This window comes from Streptomyces sp. Tu 3180 (genome assembly GCF_009852415.1).
Taxonomy (GTDB): domain Bacteria; phylum Actinomycetota; class Actinomycetes; order Streptomycetales; family Streptomycetaceae; genus Streptomyces.
Window position 1 is genome coordinate 1,080,115 of record NZ_WOXS01000002.1, and the last position, 26,741, is coordinate 1,106,855.

The window sequence follows — 26,741 nt, forward strand, 5'->3', positions numbered from 1 at the left end:
AACGGAAACACCGATCACGTGAACATCACCCGAGGCTTCACCGGCCGCCCCCGCGTGGACAACCCCGGTCTGCCGCCCGGCCAGTACGACGCGGGCGACGAATGGCCCGTCCTGTCCGCGGAGGTCACGCCCGACCTCGCGCCCGCCGACTGGACCTTCCGGATCGACGGTCTGGTGGCCGAGCCCCGCACCTGGGACTGGGAGCAGGCGCACGCGCTGCCGGCCTCGGCGTACGAGGGCGCGATCCACTGCGTGACGAGCTGGTCGAAGTTCGGGGTGCGGTTCGGCGGCGTCAGCCTGGACGCCTTCCTCGACGCGGTCCGGCCCGACGCGTCCGCCACCCATGTCGTCGCCTACGCGCACACCGGCTACACCACCAGCCTCCCGCTCGCCGACGTGACCGGCGGCCGGGCGTGGATCGCCTGGGAGTACGACGGCCGGCCGCTCCCGCCCGAGCACGGCGGCCCGGCGCGGCTGCTGGTGCCGCACCTGTACTTCTGGAAGAGCGCCAAGTGGATCGCGGGCCTGCGGCTCCTGGACCACGACGAGCCGGGCTTCTGGGAGGGCAACGGCTACCACGCGCGCGGCAACCCCTGGGAGGAGCAGCGGTACTCCGGTGACTGAGAGGCTGACCGAGAGCGTGACCGGGACCGCGGCGCGCACCGTGGCGCAGGACGCGCCGGGGCGTTTCACCCCGCCGACGCGGTTCGCCGTGCCCGGGCGCATCGGCGTGAGCGAGCAGACCGCCTCGGTGTGGCGCACGGCCACACTGACCGGGATCCGCCGCGAGACTCCGCGCGCGGCGACCTTCCGGTTCGCCGTGCCCGGCTGGCCGGGGCACCTGCCCGGCCAGCACCTGCTGCTGCGGCTGACCGCCGGGGACGGCTACACGGCCCAGCGCCACTACTCGATCGCGTCCGCGCCGGACGACTCCGGGCACATCGAGCTGACGCTGGACCACGTCGAGGACGGCGAGGTCTCGGGCTGGTTCCACACGGTGGCCCGGCCCGGCGACCGGGTGGAGGTGCGCGGCCCGCTCAGCGGCTTCTTCGCCTGGCCGGGCGACCGGCCCGCGCTGCTGGTGGGCGCCGGCTCCGGCGTGGTTCCGCTGATGTCGATGGTCCGGCACCACCGGGCCCGGGACCTGACCGTGCCGCTGCGGCTGCTGGTGTCGGCGCGCAGCCCCGAGGAGCTGATCTACGCGCGGGAGTTCGGCACGGAGACCACGCCGGTGTTCACGCGGAGCGCGCCGGAGGGTGTGCCCGTGGGACGTATGGCGGCCGCCCATGTGGCGCCGCTCCTGGCCGAGCAGCCTCCCGGTGGGTGGGAGGCCTATGTGTGCGGCTCCAACGCCTTCGCCGAGCACGCCTCCAGGCTGCTGGTGGCGGCCGGACAGCCCGTGGACCGGATCCGTATCGAGCGCTTCGGCTGACCGTCCCGCGCCGTTTCCGGACGGCGCGGACCCCCCGTTTCGCGCCGGTGCGTCCGGGCACCCCTGACCGGGGGCCGGTCGCGCGTGCGGCGCGCGGCCACGGGAGCGGCAGGGCGTCCCGTCCGGCCCCGGCGGCGGTGACGGTGAGGGCGAGGGCGAGGAGGTCGACATGCGGACGCGGCTGCGCGGCCGGCCCCGGGGCCGCAATCCGCTGCGGCGCCGGTCGGACGTGATCGAGGCGTGGACGGTGCTGGCCGTCACCGTGCTGGTGTGCGTGGGGGCTCCCCTGGTGGGGGCGGCCGTCGCCCGGTGGGCCCACGGCGAGGCGCGGGCGACCGCGGCGGAGCAGCGCGCCGACCGTCATCGTGTGCGCGCGGAGGTCGTGGAGCGGTCCGCCGGGGCGCGGTCCTCCTCCGAGGCGGGCGGGCAGCGCGTGCCCCGCGCGACCGTGCGCTGGACGGAGCCGGGCGAGGGGCGGCGCACCGCGCTCGCCCGGGTCCCCGCGGACGCGCGCCCCGGGGACGTGGTGCACGTGTGGATCGACTCCCGGGGACGCAACGTGCCGCCCCCGGTCGACGGCGCCTCGGTGTGGCAGCACAGCATCGGCATGGGCGTCTGCGCCGCGGGGGTCTCGGCGGCCGGGGTGCTCCTGGTGCACCGGGGGGTGCGCGGGGTGACGCTGCGCCGCCGGCTGGCGGAGTGGGAACGGGCGTGGGCCCGTACGGAACCGGAGTGGACCCACCGCGGGGTCTGAGGGCGACAACCGCCTCCCGCCCGCCCGCGTCACGGGCCCGTCGGGCCACCGCCGGCACGGGCGCCGGCGACCCGGCCGGCCGCCGCCCCGGCCGCCCCGCGGAACGCCGCCGGACACCGCTCGGGTGAAATCGCTTACTGCACCGTCCACCTGCGGGTCCTTCCACCGGGATCGGGCGGGGAAGTACCGCGGGAACCCTGGCAGTCCCGCCCATGATCCACGTACGGTGTCACCGCTGCGCACTGTCCCTTCGCAAAGGCGGTTCCTGATGGCCCTGTTCGACCTCCCCCTCGACGAACTGCGCGAGTACCGCAGCGGGTCCACGGAGCCCGAGGACTTCGACGCTTTCTGGTCCAAGACGCTCCAGGAGGCGCGCGAGCACGACCTCGACGCCCGTTTCGAGCCGGTCGACACGGGACTGTCCACGGTGCGGGTCCTCGACGTGACGTTCGCCGGGTTCGGCGGCCACCCCGTCAAGGGCTGGCTGACGCTGCCCGCCGGCGCCGACGCCCCGCTGCCGCTGGTGGTGGAGTTCATCGGCTACGGCGGTGGCCGCGGGCTGCCCCACGAGCACCTGTTGTGGGCGTCCACGGGCCGGGCCCACTTCGTGATGGACACCCGCGGCCAGGGCAGCGCCTGGGGCGCCGGCGGCGGCACCCCGGACCCGGTGGGCGGGGCTCCGGCGTACCCCGGGTTCATGACCCGCGGCATCGACGCGCCCGAGAACTACTACTACCGCCGGGTGTTCACGGACGCCGTGCGCGCGGTGGAGGCGGCCCGGTCGCACCCGCTGGCCGACGAGCGGCGCACGGTGGCCGTGGGCGCCAGCCAGGGCGGCGGCATCGCCCTCGCGGTGGGCGGCCTGGTCCCGGACCTGGTGGGCGTCGCGCCGGACGTGCCGTTCCTGTGCGACTTCCCGCGCGCGACGACGCTCACCGACCGGCACCCGTACCGGGAGATAGGCCTCTACCTCAAGACGCACCGCGGCCGCTTCGAGGAGGTCCTGCGCACCCTGTCCTACTTCGACGGCGTGCACTTCGCCGCCCGCGGCCGGGCGCCCGCGCTGTTCTCCGCGGCCCTGGAGGACCAGACCTGCCCGCCCTCGACCGTCTTCGCGGCCTTCAACGCCTGGGCGCACGAGGACAAGGCGATCGAGGTGTACGACTTCAACGACCACGAGGGCGGCGGCCCGTTCCAGGAGGCGGCCAGGCTGCGCTGGATGCGCTCGTACGCCTGAGGCGGCCGCCCGCGCCGCGTCGGCGCCCTTCCGCCCGGTCCGACCAGTCGGTACGTTCCTGCTGCCCGGGTCGCGGCACCACGGCCCGGGCTTTCCGACGGCCGACGGAGGGTCCATGTCCGAGCACGGGGTACGAGTCCACGGTCACTGCGAGCCGCGCTTCGCGGCGGTGCGTGCGGCGTTCGAGGAGAACTTCCGGGAACGGGGGGAGCTGGGCGCCGCGGTGGCCGTCACCGTGGACGGCCGGACGGTGGTGGACCTGTGGGGCGGCTGGGCCGACGCGGCGCGCACCCGGCCCTGGGAGCGGGACACGCCGGTCAACGTCTGGTCGACCTCCAAGGGTCCGGTGGCCCTGTGCGCCCACGTCCTCGCCGACCGGGGGCTGCTCGACCTCGACGCGCCGGTGGCCGCGTACTGGCCGGAGTTCGCCGCGGCGGGCAAGGAGAAGGTCCTCGTGCGCCATCTGCTCTCGCACCGCGCGGGACTGCCCGGACTGCGCGAGCCGCACTCGTTCGCGCAGCTCTGCGACTGGGAGCTGACCATCCGGCGGCTCGCGGCGGAGGCGCCCTGGTGGGAGCCGGGCACGCGGTCCGGGTACCACGCGCTGACGTACGGCCACCTGGTCGGCGAGGTGGTGCGGCGGGTGTCGGGACTGCTGCCCGGAGCCTTCCTGGCACGGGAGGTGACCGGGCCGCTGGGCATCGGCTTCACCATCGGCCTGCCGGCCGGGGACGCCGGGCGGCAGGCCGAGCTGGTGCCGCCCCCGGCCCCGGGCGGCGACGGGCGGGCGGACCTGTTCAGGCGGCTGGACCCCGCGGCCGTCGCGGCGCTGACCAATCCGGCGGTGGGCGCGGCGGAGGCGAACACGCCGGAGTGGCGGGCCGCCGAGATACCGGCCGCGAACGGCCACGGCACCGCGCGGGCCGTCGCCGAGCTGTACGCGGTCTTCGCCGGACGCGGCGCGTACGGCGGCCGCCGCCTCCTCTCGCCGTCGGCGGCCGAGCGGGTGCGCGAGGGGCAGGGCAGCTGCCGGGACCTGGTGCTCGGCGCCGGTTTCCGGCACGAGACCGAGGCCGGGCTCGGCCTGTGGCTCAGCGGGCCGAACGGCTCGTACGGACCGAACCCGCGGGCTTTCGGACACGACGGGTTCGGCGGCTCCTGCGGGCTGTCCGACCCGGAGGCGGGTGTCTCGCTGGGCTACACGATGAACCGGATGGGGCCCCACATCGCCGACGACCCGCGCAAGATGGCGTTGGTCGGCGCCCTGTACGGCGCGCTGTGACGGAGGGTGGCGCCGGGACGCGTTCCGGCCGATCCGCCGGCCCGCCCTTCCCTGCTGGTTTAGACCAATGGTAGATGTGGTGGCGCAACGAGCCCGCACGGACACGGAACGTCACCACCAGGAGGCGCGGCATGGCCCGCACCACCCCGCACCACCATCCGCTCGACGAAGGAGGTCCCCTCTACCGGCGGATCGCGACGGAACTGCTCGACGAACTGCGCGACGGGACCATTCCGCCCGGCGAACGGCTCCCCGGGGAACGGCGGCTGGCCGAGCACTTCGGGGTCAGCCGGGAGACCGTGCGGCAGGCGCTGCGCGTGCTGCGCCGCGACGGGCTGGTCGCCACCGACCGGCGGGGCAGCCACGCCACCCTGCCCGGCCCGCCGAGGGAGACGCCGGCCTCCCTCGGCTTCCCGGTCGGCGCCCGGGGCGCGGCCGCCCGGGCCACCGTCGCCTGGGAGATCCCGCCGCCCGGGCACGCCGAGGCCCTGGGAGTGGCCCCGGCCCGGCCGACGCTGGTGCACCGCTACTGGTCCGTGTCGGCCGACGGACGGGAAGTGCGGACGGCCGTGACGTCGTTCTCCGCCGTGGCCCTCGCGGAGGTCGAGGAGCTGGCCCGCTACCGCGACCGCGCCGACGGCACCGCCGCCGCGGAGCTGCGGCGGGCCTACGACTGGATGCGCCGGGCGGGCCTGGCCCTGCACCACCGCGACACCATCACGCGGATCGCGGGGACCCCGTCGGTGCGGGTCGTCCGGCGGGTGCACGACCAGCACGCCCGGCCGCTGGAGATCACGGAACTGCTCGTGGACGCCCAGCAGGACGCGTTGGTCTACGAGTTCACCGTGCCGGCCGCGGCCCGGCCGGACCCGGGACGGGCGCCGGACGCCCCCCGGTCCTGCCGCGCCCGCACCACGCGGGCCTGACGGCCCGTCGCCAGCAGTCGCCGGCCGGCCGACCACACCGCGCTGTCGTCGACCGCCCAGCCGCCGCCCGCGTGGTCGGTGCGGATGCGCACCAGACCCCAGCCCCCGGGGGCCCCGTCGTCGAGGGCGTCGGTGAAGTGAACGGTCAGTTCGGCGGTGGGGACCGGGCGGGGTGCGCGCCAGCGGGCGTACAGGGCCGGCGGCAGGGCGTCGGCGAGGGTGGCGACCGCGGCGGCGTCGAGGGCCCGGCCGTCGCGGAAGCGCACCCAGGCGACGAGTTCGGCGCGGGGGCCGCCGGCGAGCGGGCGGTCGGCCGTGGCGGGGCGCATCTCCAGCTGCCGCGCGAAGAGGGCGAGCTCGACGGGCAGGTCCAGCGGGGCGCAGTCGTCCGGTCCCGGCACGTCCGGGGCCGGGAGGCCCTCGTACGCGGGGCCGGCGCGCCCCGGCCCGAACAGGGCGGAGCCGAGGACGACCGGCTCGCCGTCCTGGTGGCCGGTGAACAGGCAGGCGGCCGTGCGGCGGCCGGTCGCCGGGGCGGTTCCGGAGAAGCGCAGCGGGCCGGCGCCGACCGGGGCGAGGAAGTGGGTGGTCAGCGAGCGGACCGGCCGGCGGCCGCCGGCGAACCCGTCGCGCACGGCGGTCAGCGCCGCGCCGGCGACCCAGCCGCCGTGCGCTCCCTCCCAGGACCGCCACAGAGGGTCGACAGAGGTCTCGACATGCGGAGTCATCGTCACGCGACCCACCCTAACCAGGTGAGTTGGAAAAGCCAACGCACTCGGGGCCCGAGTGCGGAACTCCGCCCCGCTACGCCCGCGGACGTTCCGCGACGACCAGGCGGACGCGCGGACTGCCGTCCCGGCGCCGTCCGAACTCGGGCAGGGGCAGGAGCTCCACCCGGAAGCCCGCCCGGGCCAGCTCGCGCCGGGCGGCGCCGAAGCGGAACGCCCGGTAGTACATGACGAACGGCGGACGCCACACGGCGTTGCGCACCCGCATCACCGCGTCGAACCCGAGCAGCACCATGTACTCCGGGGATCCCGGCCGGGGCGGCGCGACCACCGGGAAGACGAAGCGGCCCCCCGGCCGCAGCACCGAGCGCACCTGCGCGAACAGCCCCGGCACCTCACGCGGCAGGAAGTGCCCGAACGCCCCGAAGCTCACCACCAGGTCGAAGACGGGCCGGAACGGCAGGGCCCGCGCGTCCGCCCGCACCCAGGCGACCGGCGGCCCGGCCGGCCGGGTCCGCTCCCGGGCGACGGCCAGCATGCCGGCGCTGAAGTCCACACCGGTGACGCCGCCCCGGCAGACCCGGCTCAGCACGCCGACGCCCGCGCCGGTGCCGCAGCACAGGTCGAGCCCGGCGTCGAAGGGGCCCATCCGCCGCAGCGCCGAGGCGGTGGCGTCGAGCACCGACTCGGACGTGCGGAAGGGGGTGTGGTCGAACTTCGGCGCGAGGAGGTCGTAGCCGCGCTCCACCGACGACAGCGCCTGGACGGCGAGCTCGCGCAGACTGGGTCCTTCGGGACTGAACACCGGATCACCCCAGGGGAGTTCGCTGCCGCAGGACCGCCAGGACGCGCTCGCACCAGCGCAGGTTCTCCTCCTCGAAGGCGATCCCTCCCATCAGGGTGAGGTACGGCCCGATCCGGTCCGCCTCCCGCAGGTACCGCTCCTCCGAGCGGCCGTCCAGCAGGCGTTCGCGCACCCGCGCGTAGCGGGCGAGTTTGCCGCGCGCCCACGCCATCCGCTCCTCGACCAGCGCGCGGGTCGCCGCGGGGTCCGCGCCGTCCATGGCCTGGATCTTGATCAGCAGTTCGTCGCGGATGGCGGTGGGCCGCCGGGGCGGCTCGGCGGCGAAGGCGCGCAGGTCCTCGCGGCCGGCCCCGGTGAGGGTGAACATCCTCTTGTCCGGCCGCCGTTCCTGCCGGACCACCCTGGCCTCGATGAGCCCGTCCGCCGTCAGCCGCTCCAGTTCCCGGTAGAGCTGCTGCGGGGTGGAGGCCCAGAAGTTGGCGAACGAGACGTCGAAGATCTTGGACAGCTCGTATCCCGAGGCCTCGCCCTCCAGGAGGGCGGCCAGGACGGCGTACTTGAGGGACATGTGGACACGTTAACAGCGGATGACTAGTCTCCTATGCACCTATTCAATTAGTTGACTATGGGAGTCGCGATGCAGGCATTCCGGAAGGCGGTCGAGGCCGGTGACCTCGACGCCGCCGTGGCGCTGCTGGCGGAGGACGTCGTCTTCACCAGTCCCGTCGTGTTCAAGCCGTACACCGGCAAGCCGGTCACCGAAGTGATCCTGCGGACGGTCGCGGAGGTCTTCGAGGACTTCCGCTACGTGCGCGGGATCGACGACGCGGGCGGCCGCGACCACGCGCTGGTCTTCACCGCGCGTGTGGGTGACCGCGAGATCGAGGGCTGCGACTTCGTCCACGTCGGCGACGACGGGCTCATCGACGAACTCACCGTGATGGTGCGCCCGCTGTCGGGTGCTCAGGCACTGGCGGCGGCCATGGGGGCACGGCTCGAACGGATCGCGCGGGAGGAGGGGGGACGCCCGGCCTGAACGGGCGCGGGAGCGAGGGCTTCCGCCCGCGGGCGCGCCGACGCCCGCACACCGCGGCACACCGCAGCACGCCACGCGCACCGCGCTCCGGGCCCGCCGGTCGTCACCGGCGGGCCCTTCCTCCGTTCCTCCGCCCGCACCACCGCACCGGGTGGTACAGTGCAAAGAGCACCCGTGGTACGCCCCGTTCGGGCGCCGGTGCCCTTCTTCCCGGTTTCCCTTCGGTTCGCCGACCCGCCCGCCGTTCCGGCCGGCGCATCGGCTCTCCCCACCACCTCGTCGGCCAGGGGCCTCTCCCGCCGTGACCGAGGTGCTGTTCCCGCCGCCCGGAGGCGCGCGTCCGCCCTCCCCGCGCGGTCCCTCTCCTTCCCCCTGCGTGTTCCCGCCCGTCGTCCACGAAAGGACCGACCCCCATGACCATCACCGCACCCGCCGGCCCTCCCGTCCGGCAGCAGCCCCGGCTCGTCACCGGTGTCCTCGACGTCGACGCGGCCGGGAAGGGGCACCTGCGCGCCGAGCACTGCCTGCCCTCCCCCTCCGATCCCGCCGTCTCCCCCGCGCTGCTGCACCGGTACGGCCTGCGCGCGGGAGACCACGTCGAGGGCGCCCTCGGCGACCGGAACGGCCTGTCCGCCATCGCGCGGGTCAACGGCCGGGCGCCCGGCGCGCTGCACGGCCGCCGGCACTTCCGGGACCTGACGCCCCTTCACCCCCACGAGCGACTGCGCCTGGAGCACCCGGCGTCCGGGACGGCCGGGCGGGTCGTCGACCTGCTCGCGCCGGTCGGCAAGGGGCAGCGCGGGCTGCTGGTGGCCCCGCCCAAGACCGGCAAGACCGTCCTCCTCCAGCAGCTCGCGGCGGCCGTCGCCGGCAACCACCCCGAGTGCCGGCTGATGGTGGTGCTGCTCGACGAACGGCCCGAGGAGGTCACCGACATGCGGCGCTCGGTGCGCGGCGAGGTGTACGCCTCGACCTTCGACCGGCCCGCCAAGGAGCACATCGCCCTCGCCGAGCTGGTGATCGAACGGGCCAAGCGGCGCGTCGAGGCGGGCGAGGACGTCGTCGTGCTGCTCGACTCGCTGACCCGGCTGTGCCGGGCGTACAACAACGCGGCCGCCTCCGGTGGCCGCACCCTCAGCGGCGGCGTCGACGCGTCCGCGCTGACCGGGCCGAAGCGGTTCTTCGGCGCGGCCCGCCGGGCCAAGGAGGGCGGCTCGCTCACGATCCTCGCCTCGGCCCTGGTGGAGACCGGCTCCCGCGCCGACGAGTTCTACTTCGAAGAGCTCAAGAGCACCGGCAACATGGAGCTCCGGCTCAGCCGCGAGGCCGCGTCCCGCCGGCTGTTCCCCGCCGTCGACATCGCCCTCTCCGGCACCCGCCGCGAGGAACTGCTGCTCACTCCGGCGGAGTCGGCCGCCGTGCAGGGCCTGCGGCGCGCCCTGCGGGCCCCGTCCCGTGACGGGCGGGCCGGCCTGGAGACGCTGCTGGGGCGGATGCGCGAGACCCCCGACAACGCGGCGTTCCTGCAGCGCGTCCGGCCGACCCTGCCCGGCGGCTGACACCGCGCGGACGTGCGGCATCCGGGTGTTCCCGGACGGCTTCCGGCCGGGGCAGCCCGGTGTTCCGGGCGTCCCTTCCTACGTTTGCGGTATGACTATCGGATTTACTTCGCGGGCTGTCGCGTCCTCCTGCGTCCTCTGCGCGGCGGGCCTGCTGACGCTCGCACCCGCCACGGCGACCGCCGGCACGGGCGTGCTGCCCGGGCCGCCGCCCGGCGCCGGACCCCGGGCGGGGGCGCCACCGGCGTCCCTGCTGTACCGGCCCGGCACACACGTCCGGCCGCGCGCGGGGGCGCCCGAGGTCCCGGACCTGTCCGCCAGATCGTGGCTGGTGGCCGACGCGGGCACCGGCACGGTGCTCGCGGCGCACGACGCACACCGCAGACTGCCGCCCGCCAGCACGCTGAAGACCCTGTTCGCCCTCACCGTGCTGCCGTCCCTGCCGGCCGGTATCCGGCACAGGGTCGACGAGCGGGAGCTGCGGGGCATCGGTTCCGGCAGCAGCCTCGTCGGAGTCGCCGAGGACCGCACCTACCGGGTGTCGGACCTGTGGAACGGGGTCTTCCTCAGTTCCGGCAACGACGCCGTGCACGTCCTGGCCGCGCTCAGCGGAGGCTGGCGCGCCACGGCCGAGCGCATGCAGGCCAAGGCCCGCGCCCTGGGCGCCCGCGACACCCGGGTGAAGTCGCCCGACGGCTACGACGCGCGCGGCCAGGTGTCGTCGGCGTTCGACCTGGCGGTGTTCGGCCGGGCGGGGCTGCGCAACCCCGAGTTCGCGCGGTACTGCGCCCTCGTCGAGACGCGGTTCCCGGACCGTGACGGCGGCTCGTACGGGATCCGGAACACCAACCGGCTGCTCACCGGGGCGGACGGCGTCGACCGCTACCGGGGGCTGATCGGCGTCAAGAACGGCTACACCAGCGAGGCCGGCCACACACTCGTGGCCGCCGCGCGCCGGGACGGGCGCACCCTGGTGGTGACGGTCATGAACCCCCGCTCGGGCGGCGCGCACGCGGTCTACGAGGAGGCGCGCTCGCTCCTGGACTGGGGGTTCGAGGCGGCCGGGCGGGTCGAGCCGGTGGGCTCGCTGGACGCCCTGCGGGCCCGGCCGCTGCCCGGACAGCAGGCGGAGCCCGCAGCGGCGCCGGCGGCCCGCGACGCCGGCCGCCCGGACCGGCCCGTGCCCTGGATGATCGCGGGCGCCGCGCTGCTGGGCGGCGCGGGGATGGCACTCTACATGCGCATCAGGTGGGGCCCCCTCCCCACGGATTGACCCGATCCCCCTGTCCCCCTGCCCCCCTGCCCCTCCTGCTCCCCGTCCCGGCCGTCCGCTACCCCAGCACCGCGCGGGCCAGCGCCACGCCCGCGAACGCCGCGCCCAGGCCGGCCGCCACGCTCGCCGCGACGTTCGCGCCCGCGTAGCCGCGGGCGCCGGTCTCGGCCAGGCGGAGGGTCTCGTAGGAGAAGGTGGAGTAGGTGGTCAGGGCGCCGCACAGACCGGTCCCGAGCAGCGACTGGAGGCGGGGGTCCGCGGCGCCGGCGGCCGCCGCGCCGGTGAGCAGGCCGAGGACCAGGCTGCCGGCGACGTTGACCGTGAAGGTCCCCCAGGGGAAGACCGAGTCGTGCCGGGACTGCACCGCGCGGTCGGTGAGGTAGCGCAGGGGCGCGCCGACCATGGCCCCGAGGACCACGTACAGCCAGTTCACCGCGGCTGCCCGCCCTTCGTGTCCGTCGCACCGGGCCCGCCGTCACCGCCGGGGCACCGGACGACCTCGCAGTCGTCGAGGACCACCAGTCCCCCGGTGACGAGCTCGTCGAGTTCCGGCAGGAAGGCCCGTACCCGCTCCTCGGTGTCGACGACGACGATCGCCACGGGAAGGTCCTCGCTCAGGGACAGCAGCCGGGAGGTGTGCACGAGGGAGGAGGCGCCGAAGCCCTCGATCCCGCGGAACGCACTGGCGCCCGCGAGCCCCGCCGCGTGGGCGCGGTGGACGATCTCCGCGTACAGGGGCCGGTGGTGCCAGGTGTCGTGCTCCCCGACGAGGACGGTCAGCCGCAGGGCCCTGCCGGTCGGCCGCGTCACGGCCGCCGCCTCCTGAGCGCACGGCGGGTCGCCGAGGCGGCCGCCCACACGGCGGCGAGCGCCGCGAGCGGGGTGACCGCCAGACAGGCGAGTCCGGCGCCCGTCCTGCCGCCGTCGAGCAGCTTCTGGACGTCCACGGCGTACGTCGAGAAGGTGGTGAACCCGCCGAGGACACCGGTGCCGAAGAAGGGGCGGACCAGCGGGTGGGCCGGACGGACCTCGGTGACGACCACCAGGAACACACCGATCACGGCGCAGCCGGCGACGTTGACCCACAGGGTCGTCCAGGGGAACCCGGCAGCCGGTGTCGGCCACCACAGGGAGGCCGCGTACCGGGCGGCCGCCCCCGCTCCCCCGCCGAGGGCGACCACGGTGACGACGGGGGCCTGGCCCCGTGCCGCGGGGCGGACGCGGTGGCCGTCGAGGGGCGGGGCTGTCATGGGCGTACGTCTCCTGCTCGCCGGGCGGCCCGGATGTGCGGGCGCGCGCCTCCCCGGACAGGGGCACCGTCGGCGGCGCCGGTGCCGCGGTCCGGGTACCGCGGGCCCCACCGCCGCGCCGCGATCGCGAGGCCGCGGCCGGGAACCAGCGTAACCGCGGGGGGCCGGACGGGTCACCTCGGGACCGTGCCGGCTACCAGCCCTTCTCGAACATCCGCGCCGTCTCGGCGATCCGCACCTCGTCGCGCCGGTAGTGCGGGCGGCCGGCAGCGTGGTCGGCGCGCAGCAGGCCGACGGCCGTGAGCAGCCGGAGGTGGGTCAGGGCGACCGGGCGGGGCAGGGCGAACCGGGTGGCCACGGCGTCCACCGTGGCGCCGTGCTCCGCGACGGCCGGCTCCTTCAGCCACGCCAGGATGCGCAGCCGTGTCCCGTCGACGGGATTCCTCAGCATCGTGTCCACCTCCGCCCCGGGCTTCCTCTCCCCGGGGCGCCTCCACTGTCCCCCTGCCGGGGTTCCCGTGTCCCGGACTCCGGCAGCTTGTCCGGGACCCGATGGCCCGGGGCGGCGGCGCGGCCCGGCGCCGTCGCCGGCCCGGCGGACGGACCCGGCCGCGCCCGCGCGGCCGGGTCCCTGGTGACGCGGGCGCGGCCGGGCCCCGGTGGCACGGGCCCGGCCACGGCGGGACCTCGCGGTCCCGCCGGCCCGCCGGTCTCACCGGTGGCGGAACCACGCCGTCGCGGGCAGCACGCGGTCGTCGTAGCCGAACAGCGCCTGGTTCTCCCAGCCGTTGCCGGAGGACGGGTCGGCCGGGTCCCAGCCGTTGCCGGTGCGGGCGGTCCAGGTCGCCTCCCAGTAGAAGACGCCGAGACCGCGGCCGTTCGGGACGGCCTCCACGATGCTCGTCACATCGTTCATCCAGCGGGTCTGGCCCGCCGGGGACGCCGGGTAGCCGGGCACCAGTTCGCCGTCGAGGTCGATGATGTTCTCGAGCGCGTCCTCGCTGTCCAGCCGGAACGGGTAGGCCGTCTCGGCGACGAAGACGGGCTTGCCGTAGCGGGCGGCCGCGTCGTCCAGGGTGGTCTGGAAGTCGTGCAGCGTGCCGTGCCAGTAGCCGTAGTACGACAGGCCGATGGCGTCGAACCTCACGCCGTGGGACACCGCGTTGTCGAACCACCAGCGGGTGCCCTCGAGGTCTCCGCCCTCGGCGAGGTGCAGCGCGGCCACGGTGGACGGGCTGACCGCCTTGACCGCGGCGTAGCCGGAGTTGAGCAGGCCGGCGAGCTGGGGCCAGTTGTCGGTGGAGCCCTCGCTCCACAGCATGCCGCCGTTGATCTCGTTGCCGATCTGGACCATGTCGGCGGTGGTGCCCTGGGCCTTGAGCGCGCCGAGCACGTCGTAGGTGTGGTCGTACACGTCCTCCTTCAGCTGCCCGTAGCCGTGTCCGGCCCAGGCGGCGGGCTTGTTCTGCTTGCCCGGGTCGGCCCAGGAGTCCGAGTAGTGGAAGTCGACCAGCAGTTTCATGCCCTGCGCCTTGACGCGCTTGGCCATGGCGAGCACACGCGCCTTGTCGTTGTAGCCGTCGGCCGGGTCCACCCAGACCTTCAGGCGGGCGTAGTTCATGCCGGCGGACCTCAGGAGGGCGACCCCGTCGCCGGTGCCGCCGGAGGCGTTCCGGTAGACCCCGCCCATGGCCTCGCTCTTGGGCAGGGAGGAGATGTCGGCGCCCCTGATCGTCGTGCCGGACGTGCCCGGCGTGAGGGTCAGGTCGTCGACGTTGATCCAGTTGCCGGCGTTCGCGTCGCTGTTGACGCTGACGGTGCACTGGTTGGCGGTCACCCTGACCGGCACGACGATCCTGATCCACCCGCTGGAGGAGACCGGGATGTCGGTGCGCTGCTCGGCTCCGCCGCAGTTCTTCAGGGCTATGTGGGCCGACTTCTGGCCGCCGCCGGAGCGGACCCACGCGGTCAGCCGGTAGTCGCCGTTGGCGAGCCCCGACAGGTACTGGTACGTCTCCACCTTGTAGGCGGTGGACGCCCAGTGGCTCAGCCGGTGACCGCCGCCGCGGCCGCCGGACTCCACGAAGGAGGCGGCGGCCGAGCCGTACTCGGACCAGCCGCTCGGCGTGGCGGTGCCGGTGCCGTCGGTCTCGAAACCGCCGTTGGTGAGCGTGCTCGCGGCCTGCGCGGTCTGGGCGGGCAGGGCGGTGAGGGCGAGCCCGGCCGCCAGCGGCGGCAGCAGGGCCCTGAGGGTGCGTCTGGGATGGAACTTCATCGTCCGTCGTCCCTTCGACGTGAGGGGGATGAGGGTGCCCCTGTCCGCGGGCGGCGGGGGGCGGCCCCCTCCGCCCGCGGCTCTCGTGGCGCGCGCGGGCGGAGGGGAGTCGGCTCAGCCGTCGAGCCGGACGACCCGCACGGCTCCGGCGGGCAGCGCGAGGCGGCCCGCCGCCCGCTCTCCGGTCAGCAGCTCGGTGCCGGGCGCCTCCAGCGGCACCTTGGCGTCGGTGGCGGTGTGGTTGATCGCGAACAGGAAGGTGCCCGACTCGCCCGTCCGGCGCACCACTTCGACGTCGCGGGGCAGGCCGTCGCGCGGGGCGATGCCCGCGTCCTCGGCGGCCCGGCCGAGCAGCGCGTCGAGGCCGGCCTGCCCGAGGCGGGTGGAGACGTACCAGGCGGTGCCCTCGCCGAGGCGGTGGCGGGTGACGGCGGGGCGGCCGGCGGTGAGGCCGTCGGCGTACGTCCACACCGTCTCGGCGCCGTGCGGCACCACGAACTCCGTCCACACGTCGGCGTCGAACTCCGCTCCGCCGGGGCCGGTGACGCGGACCCGCTCGCCCTGGAGCAGCGGTGAGAACTCCTCCACGGTCAGGCCCAGCGCGTCCCGCAGCGGCCCCGGGTAGGCGCCGTCGTGCACCGCGTCGTGCTCGTCGACGATGCCGGAGAAGTACGACACCACCAGGGTGCCGCCGTTCTCCACGTACCGGGTGACGTTGCGGCCGGCCGCCTCCGTCATCAGGTACAGCGCGGGCACGACGACGAGGGGACAAGCCGACAAGTCGGCTTCCGGGTGGACGAAGTCGACCGTGAGGTGGCGGTCGTAGAGGGCCTCGTAGAAGGCGTCGGCGCGCTCGCGGGCGTTGTGGTCCTCGCTGGGGCGCCAGTCGAGGTTCTGCGCCCACCAGGACTGCCAGTCCCACAGGACGGCCACGTCGGCGACGGTGCGGGTGCCGCGGATCTCGTTCAGCGCGTCCAGGGAGCCGCCGAGTTCGACCACCTCGCGCCACACGCGGGTCCCGGTGCCGCCGTGCGGCACCATCGCCGAGTGGAACTTCTCGGCGCCCCGCCGGGACTGCCGCCACTGGAAGAACATCGCGCCCTCGGAGCCGCGGGCCACGTGCGCCAGCGAGTTGCGGGCCATCTGCCCGGGGGCCTTGGCCGGGTTGCGGGGCTGCCAGTTGACGCCCGAGGGGGAGTGCTCCAGCAGCAGCCAGGGGGCGCCGCCCGCGACGGACCGGGTGAGGTCGGCGGCCATCGCCAGGTTGACGTGGGTGCGGCGGCCGTCGGTGATCAGGTAGTGGTCGTTGGTGACCAGGTCGACCTCGCGGCCCCAGGCCCAGTAGTCGAGGGAGTCGCACTGGCTGAGCGCGGTCATGAAGTTCGTGGTGACCGGAACGCCCGGTGACAGGCGGTGCAGGATGTCCCGTTCCATGCGGAAGTTCTCCCGGGCGGTGGCGTCGGCGAACCGCCGGTAGTCCAGCGCCTGCCCCGGGTTGCCGACCGTGGGCGTCACGCGCGGCGGGTTGATCTGCTCCAGGTCCGTGTACCGCTGGCCCCAGAAGGCCGTGCCCCAGGCCTCGTTGACCGCGTCGACGGTGCCGTACGCCGTCGCCAGCCAGCGGCGGAAGTGCGCGGCGCAGGAGTCGCAGTAACAGGCCGAGACGGGCACGCCGTACTCGTTGTGGACGTGCCACATCGCCAGTGCCGGGTGGTCGCCGTAGCGTTCGGCGAGCCGGGTGGTGATGTTCGCGGCGGCGGCGCGGTAGTCGGCGTTGCTGTGGCAGATGGCGCCGCGCGAGCCGAACTCGTAGCGGGTGCCGTCCTCCCGCACCGGCAGCGCCTCGGGGTGCGCCCGGTAGAACCACACGGGCGGCACCACGGTGGGGGTGCCCAGGTCGACGCGGACGCCGCCCTCGTGCAGCAGGTCGAGGACGCGGTCGAGCCAGCCGAAGTCGTACTCCCCCGGCGCAGGCTCCAGCAGGGCCCAGGAGAAGATCCCGACACTCACCATCGAGACGCCGGCCTCGCGCATCAGCCGGACGTCCTCCCGCCAGACGTCTTCCGGCCACTGCTCGGGGTTGTAGTCCCCGCCGAAGGCGAGCCTGGTGAGGCCCCTGGGGGTGGTGTCCGGCATGGGTGTCTCCCGGTAATCGATCATTTGGGAACGTGCACACACATCATCAGCGATGTGAGCCCAACATAACCGCACAGCAACAACCATTGACAAGTGTCCGGGATGTTTCTCTACTGTGAACGCTCACAGAAGCATGGCAGGTCCTCGCAGCAGGCGGGGGCCCTGGTCAGGGGAGAGTTCCATGCCACACACGAAGCGCCGTCGCCTCGTGGCCGCCGCGGTCGCCACCGCCCTCGGCGCGACCGCCCTCGCCGCCTGCGGCTCGTCCGAGGACGACGAGGCCCGGTCCGGTCCCGTCTCGCTCACGTACTGGAGCTGGGCACCCGGCATGGACAAGGTCGTCGACCTGTGGAACAAGGGGCCGGGCAAGAAGGAGCAGATCACCGTCACGGTGAAGAAGCAGGCGTCCGGCGACACGCTGGTCACCAAGATCCTCACCGCGCACAAGGCCGGCAAGGCGCCCGACCTGGTGCAGGCGGAGTACCAGGCGCTGCCCACCCTGGTCAGCAACGACGCGCTCGCCGACATAGCGCAGGAGGTGGGCGACGCGAAGAGCAAGTTCGCCGACGGCGTCTGGCAGCAGACCACGCTCGGCACGGACGCCGTCTACGCGGTGCCGCAGGACATCGGGCCGATGATGTTCTACTACCGCGAGGACCTGTTCGAGAAGTACGGCCTGGAGGTCCCGGCGACCTGGGAGGAGTTCGCCGAGACCGCGCGCAAGCTGAAGAAGGCGGCGCCCGGCACGGACCTCACCACCTTCTCCGCCAACGACTCCGGTCTCTTCGCGGGCCTCGCCCAGCAGGCCGGCGCCCGGTGGTGGACGGCCTCCGGCGACCGCTGGAAGGTCGGCATCGACGACGAGGCGACCCGGAAGGTCGCCGAGTTCTGGGGCGGCCTCGTCGAGGAGGGCGCCGTCGACAACCAGCCGATGTACACCCCGGCCTGGAACAAGGCGCTCAACACCGGCAAGCAGATCGCCTGGATCAGCGCCGTGTGGGCGCCGGGCACGCTGAACACGGCCGCGCCCGACACCAGGGGCAAGTGGGCCATGGCCCCGCTCCCCCAGTGGTCCGCGGGCGAGAACGTCACCGGCAGCTGGGGCGGCTCCTCCACCGCCGTGACGACGGACTCGGAGAACAAGGAGGCCGCCGCCAGGTTCGCCGCCTGGCTGAACACCGACGGCGAGGCCCTGAACGCGCTGGCCAAGGAGAGCGGCATCTACCCGGCCTCCACGTCCGCCCAGCTCAGCGGCGCCTTCACCAACCCGCCGGAGTACTTCTCCAACCAGCCCGACTTCTACCGCAAGGCCGCGGAGATCGCGGGCACCACCGCGCCGTCCGCGTGGGGCCCGAACGTGAACGTCGCCTACACGACCTTCAAGGACGCCTTCGGCGCCGCCGCGAAGAACAAGTCGGGCTTCACCGCCGCCCTGGAGAAGATGCAGGACGACACGGTCGCCGACATGAAGAAGCAGGGCTTCGAGGTCGCGGAGTGACCAGCACGGCACACCGGAAGCCGTACGGGGCCGAGGAGGCCCCGTACGGCCGCCCGTCCCCCACCGTCCTCCGGCGGGCGCGCAGCGCCCCCTACTTCTTCCTCCTCCCCGCCGCGGTCCTCTTCACGCTCTTCTTCGCGCTGCCCATCGGGTACGCGGTCTGGCTCAGCTTCCGCAAGGTGCGGGTCTCCGGCCTCGGCCTGGGCTCCGGCGCCCGCAAGGAGGTCTGGGCCGGCCTGGAGAACTACGCCGACGCCCTCACCGACAGCGAGCTGCTGGACGGGGCGCTGCGCGTGCTCGGCTACGGCTGCATCGTCGTCCCGGTGATGCTCGGCCTCGCCCTGGTCCTCGCGCTGATGCTCGACTCGGACAGGGTCGGGCTCGCCCCCTTCACCCGGCTCGCGATCTTCCTGCCGTACGCCGTCCCGGGCGTCGTCGCGGCGCTGCTGTGGGGCTTCCTGTACCTGCCGGACGTCAGCCCCTTCTACTTCGTGCTCGACAGGCTGGGCCTGCCGCAGCCGGACCTGCTGGACGGCGGTCCGCTGTACCTCGCCCTGTCGAACATCGCGGTGTGGGGCGGCACCGGCTTCAACATGATCGTCATCTACACCGCGCTCCGGGCCATCCCCGCCGAGGTGTACGAGGCGGCCAGGCTGGACGGCGCCGGCCCGCTGCAGATCGCGCTGCGGATCAAGATCCCGATGGTGGCGCCCTCGCTGGTGCTGACCTTCTTCTTCTCGATCATCGCGACGCTCCAGGTGTTCAACGAGCCGACCACCCTCAAGCCGCTCACCAACTCCGTGTCGACGACGTGGAGTCCGCTGATGAAGGTGTACCAGGACGCCTTCGGCAAGGGCGACATCCACGCCGCCGCCGCGCAGGCCACGATCATCGCGCTGGTCACCCTCGTGTTGTCCTTCGGCTTCCTGCGGGCCGCGAACCGGCGGAACAAGCGGGACGCCAGTCAAGGAGCCGTACGATGAGTTCTCTCGCCGTCCGCAAGTCCGCCCCGGCGGCCGGCACCGCGCCGGGCACCGCCCAGGCCCCCCCGCCGCGCCGGAGGATCGCGCTGATCCCGACGGTGACGCTGCTGATCGGCGCCCTGTACTGCCTGCTGCCGGTGGCCTGGGTGGTGATCGCGTCCACGAAGTCGGGCAGCGAGCTGTTCTCCACGTTCACCTTCCTGCCGGGCACCGGGTTCGCCGAGAACCTGTCGGACCTCAGCGCCTACCGCGACGGCGTGTACTGGCAGTGGATGGGCAACTCCGCCCTCTACGCCGTCGTCGGCGCCCTGCTGTCGACGGCCGTGTCGGCGTTCAGCGGCTACGCGCTGGCGACCTACCGCTTCCGCGGGCGCGAGACCCTGTTCAACGTGCTGCTCGCGGGCGTGCTGATGCCGCCGGTGATCCTCGCCGTCCCGCAGTACCTGCTGCTGGCGCAGGCCGACCTCACCGACTCCCGTCTGTCGGTGCTGCTGCCGCAGATCCTGTCGCCGTACGGCGTCTACCTCTCGCGGATCTACGCGGCCGCCGCGGTCCCCTCCGACGTGGTGGAGGCCGGGCGGATGGACGGCGCGGGCGAGTGGCGGATCTTCACCCGGATCGCGCTGCCGATGATGGTGCCCGGTCTGGTGACGGTGTTCCTGTTCCAGTTCGTGGCCGTCTGGAACAACTTCCTGCTGCCGTACGTCATGCTCAGCGACGACGAGAAGTTCCCGATCACGCTCGGCCTGTACACCCTGCTCGAACAGGGCGCCAACACCCCGGCGCTGTACACGCTGGTGGTCACGGGCGCGTTCCTCGCGGTGTTCCCGCTGGTCGCGCTGTTCCTGGTGATCCAGCGGTTCTGGAGCCTCGACCTGCTCTCCGGGGCCGTAAAGTCATGACCATGAGCAACACGGGGGGCAGGCGCAAGCCGCCGACGATCCACGACGTGGCGCGCGAGGCCGGTGTCTCGCGCGGCACCGTCTCGCGCGTGCTCAACGGCGGCCACTACGTCAGCCCGGCGGCCGCGGAAGCCGTCAACGCCGCGATCCGCAGGACGGGGTACGTCGTCAACCGGCACGCCCGCTCGCTGATCACCGGCCGTTCGGACTCGGTGGGCTTCCTGCTCACCGAGCCCCAGGAGCGGTTCTTCGAGGACCCCAACTTCAACGTCCTGCTGCGCGGTTGCACCCAGGCGCTGGCCGCGCACGACATCCCGCTGCTGCTGATGCTGGCCGGCACGGACGACGAGCGGCGGCGCATCACGCGGTACATCACCGCCGGGCACGTCGACGGGGTGCTGCTGGTCTCCAGCCACTCCGGCGACCCCGTGGCCGAGGAACTGCGGGCGGCGGGCGTGCCGCTGGTCGCCTGCGGCAAGCCGATCGGGCTGGGCTCGAAGGTGAGTTACGTGGCCGCGGACGACCGGGACGGCGCCCGCGACATGGTGCGGCACCTGCTGGCGCTGGGGCGGCGGCGGATCGGCGTGGTGACCGGCCCGCTCGACACCCCGGGCGGTGTGGAGCGGCTCGCCGGTTACGAGGAGGTGCTCTCCGAGGCGGGCGTGGAGATCGACGAGCGGCTCGTCGTCTCCGGCGACTACAGCCGCGCCAGCGGTGAGGCGGGCGCGGAGCGGCTGCTGGCGCAGGCGCCGGACGTGGACGCCGTGTTCGTCGCCTCCGACCTGATGGCCCAGGGCGTGCTGACGGCACTGCACCGGGCGGGGCGCCGGATCCCGGAGGACGTCGCGGTCGGCGGCTTCGACGACTCCCCCGCGGCCGTCGCCGCCAGCCCGGAGCTCACCACCATCCGCCAGCCCTGGGACCGCATCAGCACGGAGATGGTGCGGGTGCTGCTGGCCCAGATCGGGGGCGAGGACCCGGCGGCGGTGATCCTGCCGACGGAGCTGGTGAAGCGGGAGTCGACATAGCGACGTGGCCGGAACGGCGAGGGACCTTCCCGGTTCTCGTGGCCGCAGCGGCGGGGAGGCTTCCCGGTCTCCGCGGGCCTCGGCGCACCGCACCGGCGACCGCCGGGTTCCGGGGCGCCGGCGGCGGCAAGCCGGGCGCCTCCGTGCGGGACCCGGCCGGCGACCTCGCCGGTCCCATCCGGGAACCACCCGTCTGACCTGCGCCGACGCTCCTCGACGGCCGTGCCGCTGCACCGTCGTCGCACGTTCATTGAATATCAAACGAGTGTTACCGTTCGAGTATGGCAGCGAACACGGCCGGGGCCGGGCTCGAGGAGCGGTGGCGGGACATCCTCGCGGTGCACGCGCGCACCCTGGGCGAGATCGACCGCGCGCTGCACCCGCACGGTCTCGGCGCCTCCGACTTCGAGGTGCTCGACCTGCTCGCGACCGCGCTGCCCCGGGGGGCGAGCAGTGCCGGGTGCAGAACCTGGTGGGCCGGGTCCACCTCAGCCAGAGCGCGCTGTCCCGCCTCATCGCCCGGCTGGAGAAGGACGGCCTGGTCGAGCGCAGCGTGTGCGTGGAGGACCGGCGCGGCGTGTACGTGGCGCTCACGCAGAAGGGCCGTGACCTGCACGCCGAGGTGCTGCCGGTGCAGCGCGCCGCCCTGGCCCGTGCGCTGGGCGAGTAGGCGTACAGGTCGTCGGTCCTCGGGGTTCCGCCGGGCTACGGCCGGGCCAGCAGGGTGCGCACTCCCTCCGAGGTGAGCGTCAGACGGTGCTCGGAGCTGCCGTCGATGGTGAGGGACAGGTCCTCGGCCGGCCACTGCGCGGCGAGCGCGCCGAGCGGGACCAGGCGGTAGCGGGACACGAACGGCAGCAGCCCGGCCATCTCCAGTTCGGAGGTGAACACGGGCACCACCTGCGTACCGCCCGGCTGCTCCAGCACCGGAAGCGCCACCGCGCCCGGGTCGGCCGCCTCCTCGTCACCGGTGTCGTCGGGGACCGGGATCAGGACGTCGCTGTTCGCGAGGGCGTCCAGCGCCGCCGTGTCCTCGGTGTTCTCCACGAGGGCGTCCAGCGCCCGCTGGGCGAGTGTGGGGACGTTGTTCTCGTGCGCGGGTGTTTCCATGACAGATTCCCTGGTAGCGGCGGTCGTGCGGCCCGCCCGGGACAAGATCCGCCCCAGCACGGTGCTGGACGCGTACCCGATCGCACGGGGCACAATCCTGCGGGCCCCGGGGTGTTCCGGGGCAGCGGACGGGTGGAGGTCCACCGCGCGTGGCGGGCGCGCCGGGCTCCGGCGGGTTCGGCGGGCGGCACGGAACGGGCGGGGGCGAGGCGCCCGCCGGAGTCGGGCGGCGGCCGTCGTACGCCGTCCGTCGATGTCCCGGGAGCGTCCGCACGCCTCACCGGAGCACCTCGGTGCTCCGGCCGGCCGCGACCGCGGTGCGCAGGGGGAACGCGAGGAGCAGCGCGAGCGCGACGAGCAGGCCGCTCGCCCACAACGGCCCGAGGTTCCCGAGCCCGGCGCCGAGGGTGGTCGCGGCGAGGAGGGGGCCGACGGCGGCGCCGACGTTGAGCGCCGCCGTCGCGTACGCGCCGGCCATGGTGGGGGCGCCCGCGGCCTCGTGGAGGACCCGCGTGATCAGGGTGCTGCCCAGCGCGAACGACAGCGCGCCCTGCACGAACGCGAGGACGAGCAGGGCGGCCGGCTCGTCGGCCAGCACCGCCAGGGCCGGCCAGCCGGCGGCCAGCAGCGGACCGCCGACCGCGAGGACCGGACCGGGACGCCGGTCGGACAGCCGGCCGGCGACGGTGACGCCGATGAAGGAACCGGCACCGAAGAGCACCAGGACCACGGAGACCCACCACTCGCCCAGCCCGGCGGTACCGGTCACCACGGGGGCGAGGAAGGTGAAGCTCGCGAACGTCGCCGCGTTCACCAGCGCGCCGAGCAGCATCGCCAGGATCAGCCGCCGCCTCGTGAGCTGGGCGAGTTCCGCCCGCAGGGCCGGCCCGCCCGTTGCCTCCTGCTTCACGCGTCCCGCTGGAATCCCCTTCAGGATGCCGAGAGCGGCGGGCAGGCAGAGGGCGGCGACCGCCCAGAACACGGCCCGCCAGCCGAGCGACGTGCCGAGCACCGCCCCACCGGGGACACCGGCGATCGTGGCCACCGTCGTGCCCGACAGCAGCACGGCCAGGGCGCGTCCCTTCCTGTCGGGCGGGACCAGCGCGGCGGCAGCCGTCAGGGCGACGGCGAGGAAGCCGGCGTTCGCGAGCGCGGCGACGACCCGGGTGGCGAACATGACCGGGAAGCTCGTGGTGACGGCGCCCGTGACGTGAGCCGCCGCGAAGGCGAGGACGAAACCGAGAAGACAGGGGCGCCTGGGCCAGTCACGGGCGAGCGCGGCCACGAGGGGGGCGCCGACGGCCATGCCGATCGCGAAGGCCGAGGTGAGAACGCCTGCCGTCGCGACGGTGACGCCGAGATCCGAGGCGATGTCCGGCAGGAGGCCGGCGAGCATGAACTCCGAGGTGCCCATGGCGAAGGCGGCCAGGGCGAGGAGGTACAAGGGGAGGGGCATCGAGTGGCTCCGAGGTGAGGAGAAGCACGAGAAGGTCATCTCGTCACCGCGGCCGGCCCCGGAGGCACACGCCGTCCCGCCGCGGAACGCGGCGCGACGACAGGACTGCGAACTCAGTGGTTCAGGGGGCCGACGGCGTGACCGGAGGCCCCCGCATCGTCCGACTCAGGACTCGACATGGCCCGCACGCTACCGGACCGGCGCCCGTCGAGGCACCTCGGTGTCGCCGGGCGCCGGCCCGTGTCACCGCGTCATGTCCCGCAACAGCCGGGGCTCCCGGGGCCGCGAACACGTGCCGCGCGCCGATGGCGGCGAGCCGTCGGGGGAACGCGCGGTGCCCGTCACCTGCGGCCCGCCTGCTTCCGGGGGTGTCGCGGTCGTGGCCACCCGGGGGTGCGGGGGTCCGCACGGCCGGAACGGCACCCCCTCCGAACCCCGCCGACACCGTGGCTATCATATGAGCGCCGTCTAGCTCGAAAGATGATCCTGTGACTGTCAACGAAGACTCGTTCACCAACTGGAAGCACCGCGAGGAGATCGCGGAGTCGATGATCCCGATCATCGGGAAGCTGCACCGCGAGCGGGACGTCACCGTCCTGCTGCACAGCCGCTCCTTGGTGAACAAGTCGGTGGTCAGCATCCTCAAGACCCACCGCTTCGCCCGGCAGATCGCCGGCGAGGAGCTCTCGGTCACCGAGACGCTGCCCTTCCTGCAGGCGCTCACCACGCTCGATCTCGGGCCGTCCCAGATCGACATCGGCATGCTCGCCGCGACCTACCGCGCCGACGACCGGGGCCTGTCGGTCGCGGAGTTCACCGCCGAGGCCGTCGCCGGCGCCACCGGCGCCAACAAGATCGACCGGCGTGAGCCGCGCGACGTCGTCCTCTACGGCTTCGGCCGCATCGGCCGGCTCCTCGCCCGCCTGCTCATCGAGAAGGCCGGCTCCGGCAACGGCCTCAGGCTGCGCGCCATCGTGGTCCGCCAGGGCGGCGCCCAGGACATCGTCAAGCGGGCCTCGCTGCTGCGCCGCGACTCCGTGCACGGCCAGTTCCAGGGCACGATCACCGTCGACGAGGCGAACAGCACGATCGTCGCCAACGGCAACACCGTCAAGGTGATCTACGCGGGCGACCCGACGGAGATCGACTACACGGCGTACGGCATCAAGAACGCCATCCTCATCGACAACACCGGCAAGTGGCGCGACCGCGAGGGCCTCTCGCAGCACCTGCGTCCGGGCATCGACAAGGTGGTGCTGACCGCGCCCGGCAAGGGCGACGTGCCCAACATCGTGCACGGCGTCAACCACGACACCCTGAAGCCGGACGAGCGGGTCCTGTCCTGCGCGTCCTGCACCACCAACGCGATCGTCCCGCCGCTGAAGGCGATGGCGGACGAGTACGGCGTGCTGAGCGGCCACGTGGAGACCGTCCACTCGTTCACCAACGACCAGAACCTGCTGGACAACTACCACAAGTCCGAGCGCCGCGGCCGTTCGGCGCCGCTCAACATGGTGATCACCGAGACCGGTGCCGCCTCGGCCGTCGCCAAGGCGCTGCCCGACCTCAAGGCGACGATCACCGGCAGCTCGATCCGGGTCCCCGTGCCGGACGTCTCGATCGCGATCCTCAACCTCCGGCTGGGCCGGGCGACCGACCGCCAGGAGGTCCTCGACTACCTCCGCAACGTGTCGCTGACCTCGCCGCTGAAGCGCCAGATCGACTTCATCAGCGCCCCCGACGCGGTCTCCAGCGACTTCATCGGCTCGCGCCACGCCTCGATCGTCGACGCCGGCGCCCTGAAGGTCGAGGGCGACAACGCGATCCTCTACCTCTGGTACGACAACGAGTTCGGCTACTCCTGCCAGGTCGTCCGCGTCGTGCAGCACGTCTCCGGAGTGGAGTACCCGACGTACCCGGCCCCGGCGGTCTGATCCGGGGACACAGGGGGACACGAAGGCGGGGCCGGGGCGGGACGCCCGGCCCCGCCCCGTCGTGCGCGGCGGCGGGCCGGGCGACCGGCCGGTAAGGGGCGGATCGGTAACGATCGTCTTCAACGGGTTGCCCGGCCGCCCGTGGTTCCTAGTCTTCGGACATGCCCCTCTTCAGCAGTCGCACCAGCAGACGTCCCCGTATCGCCCCGGAACTCGACGACGCCGGGCTGGCGCGCGTACTGGGGCGGTTGAGCAAGCGGAGCGGGGGCGGCCGGGCCCAGGACGTGGCGCTCGTCTCCTCGGCGCTGGAGGAGGCCGGGGACGACTGGGACCGCCGCGCCCATCGGGCGTCCGTGCTGGCCGAGGCGACGGCCGACACGGGGATCGCGGCCGCCTGGCTGGCCCGGGAGCCGGAGCACGCCGACGCCCTGGTGCTGCACGCGTGGACCTGCCTGGCGCGCGGTCTGCGGGACGGACGGCTCGAGGACGCCGGGCAGGTGATCTCCCAGTGCCGTCGCGCCGCCGAGCTGAGACCGGAGGACCCGCTGCCGTGGGTGGTCCTGCTCGGCGTGGCGCGGGTCGAGCGGTACGCGCAGAACGAGGTCAACGCCATCTGGCGGGAGGCGACCGGACGCGACCGCTGGCACCGCGAGGCGTACCTGCAGATGCTCGCCTACCTGTCACCGGAGGAGGGCGGTTCGAGCGCGGCCGTCCTCGACTTCGTCGACGTGGTGCGCACCCGCATCCCGGCCAACGCTCCGTGCGCCGCGGTCGAACTGACCGCGGCCGTCCGGCAGTACCAGGGGCTGGTGGCGCAGGGCGGCGTCCGCGCCATGACGGCCGGTCAGCTGTGGGACGGCGGCCAGGTCGCGGCCGCGCTGGACCAGGCCGCCGCGCTGTGGGCGAAGCCGGGCTTCTTCCAGCACGCGGCGGCGCCGGCCGATCTGAACGTGCTGGCGTACGCGCTGTGCGCGGCCGGACGCGCCGCCGAGGCGCACCACGTGTTCCAGACGCTGCAGGGCATGGTCACGCCCTGGCCGTGGAACGCCGACGGACCCGCGATCCAGCGGTTCGAGCAGCACCAGGCCAAGGCGGAGCGGGGACGGCAGGGCGGCGTCGGCGGAGCGTGACGCCCAC

26 protein-coding genes and 1 pseudogene are annotated in these 26,741 nt (G+C 74.0%); 16 read left to right on the top strand and 11 right to left on the bottom strand.

What is annotated here, in order from left to right; translation table 11 throughout:
- Window positions 1–18: 18 nt before the first annotated feature.
- The 6 genes from GL259_RS05760 to GL259_RS05785 all read left to right on the top strand — a co-directional run bounded on the left by GL259_RS05760 (window position 19) and on the right by GL259_RS05785 (window position 5,631).
- Window positions 19–624, top strand: a complete 606-nt coding sequence (locus GL259_RS05760; protein ID WP_159529802.1) for a sulfite oxidase-like oxidoreductase — start codon at window positions 19–21, stop codon at window positions 622–624.
- An 88-nt stretch (window positions 625–712) separates the two neighbouring features.
- Window positions 713–1,432, top strand: coding sequence for a ferredoxin reductase (locus GL259_RS05765; RefSeq protein WP_159538413.1), 720 nt, complete (start codon window positions 713–715; stop codon window positions 1,430–1,432).
- 169 nt (window positions 1,433–1,601) lie between these two features.
- Window positions 1,602–2,186, top strand: a complete 585-nt coding sequence (locus GL259_RS05770; protein WP_159529803.1) for a hypothetical protein — start codon at window positions 1,602–1,604, stop codon at window positions 2,184–2,186.
- Between the two features lie 268 nt (window positions 2,187–2,454).
- On the top strand, window positions 2,455–3,423 hold the full coding sequence (locus GL259_RS05775; RefSeq protein ID WP_159529804.1) for an acetylxylan esterase: 969 nt from the start codon (window positions 2,455–2,457) through the stop codon (window positions 3,421–3,423).
- Window positions 3,424–3,538: 115 nt separating this feature from the next.
- Window positions 3,539–4,705: a serine hydrolase domain-containing protein gene (locus tag GL259_RS05780; RefSeq protein ID WP_159529805.1), complete on the top strand. Its 1,167-nt coding sequence runs from the start codon at window positions 3,539–3,541 to the stop codon at window positions 4,703–4,705.
- A 131-nt stretch (window positions 4,706–4,836) separates the two neighbouring features.
- Window positions 4,837–5,631, top strand: coding sequence for a GntR family transcriptional regulator (locus GL259_RS05785; protein ID WP_159529806.1), 795 nt, complete (start codon window positions 4,837–4,839; stop codon window positions 5,629–5,631).
- On the opposite strand, the gene GL259_RS05790 is transcribed toward GL259_RS05785, so the two are convergent.
- From GL259_RS05790 to GL259_RS05800, 3 genes are all read right to left on the bottom strand, one after another.
- The gene (locus GL259_RS05790; RefSeq protein ID WP_159538415.1) at window positions 5,538–6,359 is read right to left on the bottom strand and encodes a thioesterase family protein; all 822 of its coding nucleotides are present in this window, start codon (window positions 6,357–6,359) and stop codon (window positions 5,538–5,540) included. The genes GL259_RS05785 and GL259_RS05790 overlap by 94 nt on opposite strands.
- A 76-nt stretch (window positions 6,360–6,435) precedes the next feature.
- Window positions 6,436–7,164 (bottom strand): class I SAM-dependent methyltransferase, encoded by a 729-nt coding sequence (locus tag GL259_RS05795; RefSeq protein WP_159529807.1) that lies wholly within the window; start codon window positions 7,162–7,164, stop codon window positions 6,436–6,438.
- A gap of 4 nt (window positions 7,165–7,168) precedes the next feature.
- Window positions 7,169–7,732: a PadR family transcriptional regulator gene (locus tag GL259_RS05800; protein WP_159529808.1), complete on the bottom strand. Its 564-nt coding sequence runs from the start codon at window positions 7,730–7,732 to the stop codon at window positions 7,169–7,171.
- A gap of 69 nt (window positions 7,733–7,801) precedes the next feature.
- On the opposite strand from GL259_RS05800, the gene GL259_RS05805 reads away from it, so the two are divergent.
- From GL259_RS05805 to GL259_RS05815, 3 genes are all read left to right on the top strand, one after another.
- Window positions 7,802–8,200 (top strand): nuclear transport factor 2 family protein, encoded by a 399-nt coding sequence (locus tag GL259_RS05805; RefSeq protein ID WP_159529809.1) that lies wholly within the window; start codon window positions 7,802–7,804, stop codon window positions 8,198–8,200.
- A gap of 413 nt (window positions 8,201–8,613) precedes the next feature.
- Window positions 8,614–9,759 (top strand): transcription termination factor Rho, encoded by a 1,146-nt coding sequence (gene rho, locus GL259_RS05810; RefSeq protein WP_159529810.1) that lies wholly within the window; start codon window positions 8,614–8,616, stop codon window positions 9,757–9,759.
- A 91-nt stretch (window positions 9,760–9,850) separates the two neighbouring features.
- The gene (locus GL259_RS05815) at window positions 9,851–11,032 is read left to right on the top strand and encodes a serine hydrolase (protein ID WP_159529812.1); all 1,182 of its coding nucleotides are present in this window, start codon (window positions 9,851–9,853) and stop codon (window positions 11,030–11,032) included.
- Window positions 11,033–11,090: 58 nt separating this feature from the next.
- On the opposite strand, the gene crcB (GL259_RS05820) is transcribed toward GL259_RS05815, so the two are convergent.
- The 6 genes from crcB (GL259_RS05820) to GL259_RS05845 all read right to left on the bottom strand — a co-directional run bounded on the left by crcB (GL259_RS05820) (window position 11,091) and on the right by GL259_RS05845 (window position 16,693).
- Window positions 11,091–11,465 carry a fluoride efflux transporter CrcB gene (gene crcB / locus GL259_RS05820; RefSeq protein WP_159529814.1) on the bottom strand — a complete coding sequence of 125 codons (375 nt, stop codon included), beginning with the start codon at window positions 11,463–11,465 and terminating at the stop codon, window positions 11,091–11,093.
- Window positions 11,462–11,842, bottom strand: a complete 381-nt coding sequence (locus tag GL259_RS05825; RefSeq protein ID WP_159529816.1) for a DUF190 domain-containing protein — start codon at window positions 11,840–11,842, stop codon at window positions 11,462–11,464. The genes crcB (GL259_RS05820) and GL259_RS05825 overlap by 4 nt, the downstream gene beginning before the upstream one ends.
- Entirely contained in the window at window positions 11,839–12,282 is a 444-nt protein-coding gene (gene crcB / locus GL259_RS05830; RefSeq protein WP_159529818.1) for a fluoride efflux transporter CrcB, read from the bottom strand. Before crcB (GL259_RS05830) ends, GL259_RS05825 begins: the two co-directional genes overlap by 4 nt.
- Before the next feature lie 193 nt (window positions 12,283–12,475).
- Entirely contained in the window at window positions 12,476–12,733 is a 258-nt protein-coding gene (locus GL259_RS05835; protein ID WP_166461431.1) for a winged helix-turn-helix domain-containing protein, read from the bottom strand.
- A gap of 261 nt (window positions 12,734–12,994) precedes the next feature.
- Window positions 12,995–14,557 carry an arabinogalactan endo-1,4-beta-galactosidase gene (locus GL259_RS05840; RefSeq protein ID WP_159529822.1) on the bottom strand — a complete coding sequence of 521 codons (1,563 nt, stop codon included), beginning with the start codon at window positions 14,555–14,557 and terminating at the stop codon, window positions 12,995–12,997.
- Between the two features lie 114 nt (window positions 14,558–14,671).
- Entirely contained in the window at window positions 14,672–16,693 is a 2,022-nt protein-coding gene (locus GL259_RS05845; RefSeq protein ID WP_159529824.1) for a beta-galactosidase, read from the bottom strand.
- A 181-nt stretch (window positions 16,694–16,874) separates the two neighbouring features.
- On the opposite strand from GL259_RS05845, the gene GL259_RS05850 reads away from it, so the two are divergent.
- The 5 genes and pseudogenes from GL259_RS05850 to GL259_RS05870 all read left to right on the top strand — a co-directional run bounded on the left by GL259_RS05850 (window position 16,875) and on the right by GL259_RS05870 (window position 21,774).
- Window positions 16,875–18,191: an extracellular solute-binding protein gene (locus GL259_RS05850; RefSeq protein WP_159529826.1), complete on the top strand. Its 1,317-nt coding sequence runs from the start codon at window positions 16,875–16,877 to the stop codon at window positions 18,189–18,191.
- Window positions 18,188–19,174 carry a sugar ABC transporter permease gene (locus tag GL259_RS05855; RefSeq protein WP_159529828.1) on the top strand — a complete coding sequence of 329 codons (987 nt, stop codon included), beginning with the start codon at window positions 18,188–18,190 and terminating at the stop codon, window positions 19,172–19,174. Before GL259_RS05850 ends, GL259_RS05855 begins: the two co-directional genes overlap by 4 nt.
- Complete coding sequence (locus tag GL259_RS05860; protein ID WP_159529830.1) at window positions 19,171–20,076, top strand: carbohydrate ABC transporter permease; 906 nt, start codon at window positions 19,171–19,173, stop codon at window positions 20,074–20,076. Before GL259_RS05855 ends, GL259_RS05860 begins: the two co-directional genes overlap by 4 nt.
- Window positions 20,073–21,104: a LacI family DNA-binding transcriptional regulator gene (locus GL259_RS05865; protein ID WP_159529832.1), complete on the top strand. Its 1,032-nt coding sequence runs from the start codon at window positions 20,073–20,075 to the stop codon at window positions 21,102–21,104. Before GL259_RS05860 ends, GL259_RS05865 begins: the two co-directional genes overlap by 4 nt.
- Before the next feature lie 281 nt (window positions 21,105–21,385).
- A pseudogene (locus GL259_RS05870) lies at window positions 21,386–21,774 on the top strand (MarR family transcriptional regulator).
- 35 nt (window positions 21,775–21,809) lie between these two features.
- On the opposite strand, the gene GL259_RS05875 reads toward GL259_RS05870, so the two are convergent.
- Both GL259_RS05875 and GL259_RS05880 read right to left on the bottom strand, forming a co-directional pair.
- The gene (locus GL259_RS05875; protein WP_159529834.1) at window positions 21,810–22,214 is read right to left on the bottom strand and encodes an SseB family protein; all 405 of its coding nucleotides are present in this window, start codon (window positions 22,212–22,214) and stop codon (window positions 21,810–21,812) included.
- A 277-nt stretch (window positions 22,215–22,491) separates the two neighbouring features.
- Complete coding sequence (locus GL259_RS05880; RefSeq protein WP_159529836.1) at window positions 22,492–23,670, bottom strand: Cmx/CmrA family chloramphenicol efflux MFS transporter; 1,179 nt, start codon at window positions 23,668–23,670, stop codon at window positions 22,492–22,494.
- A 488-nt stretch (window positions 23,671–24,158) separates the two neighbouring features.
- Here GL259_RS05880 and GL259_RS05885 point away from each other — a divergent pair, with 488 nt between their 5' ends.
- Together GL259_RS05885 and GL259_RS05890 are read left to right on the top strand one after the other, a co-directional pair.
- On the top strand, window positions 24,159–25,604 hold the full coding sequence (locus GL259_RS05885) for a glyceraldehyde-3-phosphate dehydrogenase (protein ID WP_159529838.1): 1,446 nt from the start codon (window positions 24,159–24,161) through the stop codon (window positions 25,602–25,604).
- 161 nt (window positions 25,605–25,765) lie between these two features.
- On the top strand, window positions 25,766–26,734 hold the full coding sequence (locus GL259_RS05890; RefSeq protein WP_159529840.1) for a hypothetical protein: 969 nt from the start codon (window positions 25,766–25,768) through the stop codon (window positions 26,732–26,734).
- The last annotated feature ends 7 nt before the right edge of the window (window positions 26,735–26,741 follow it).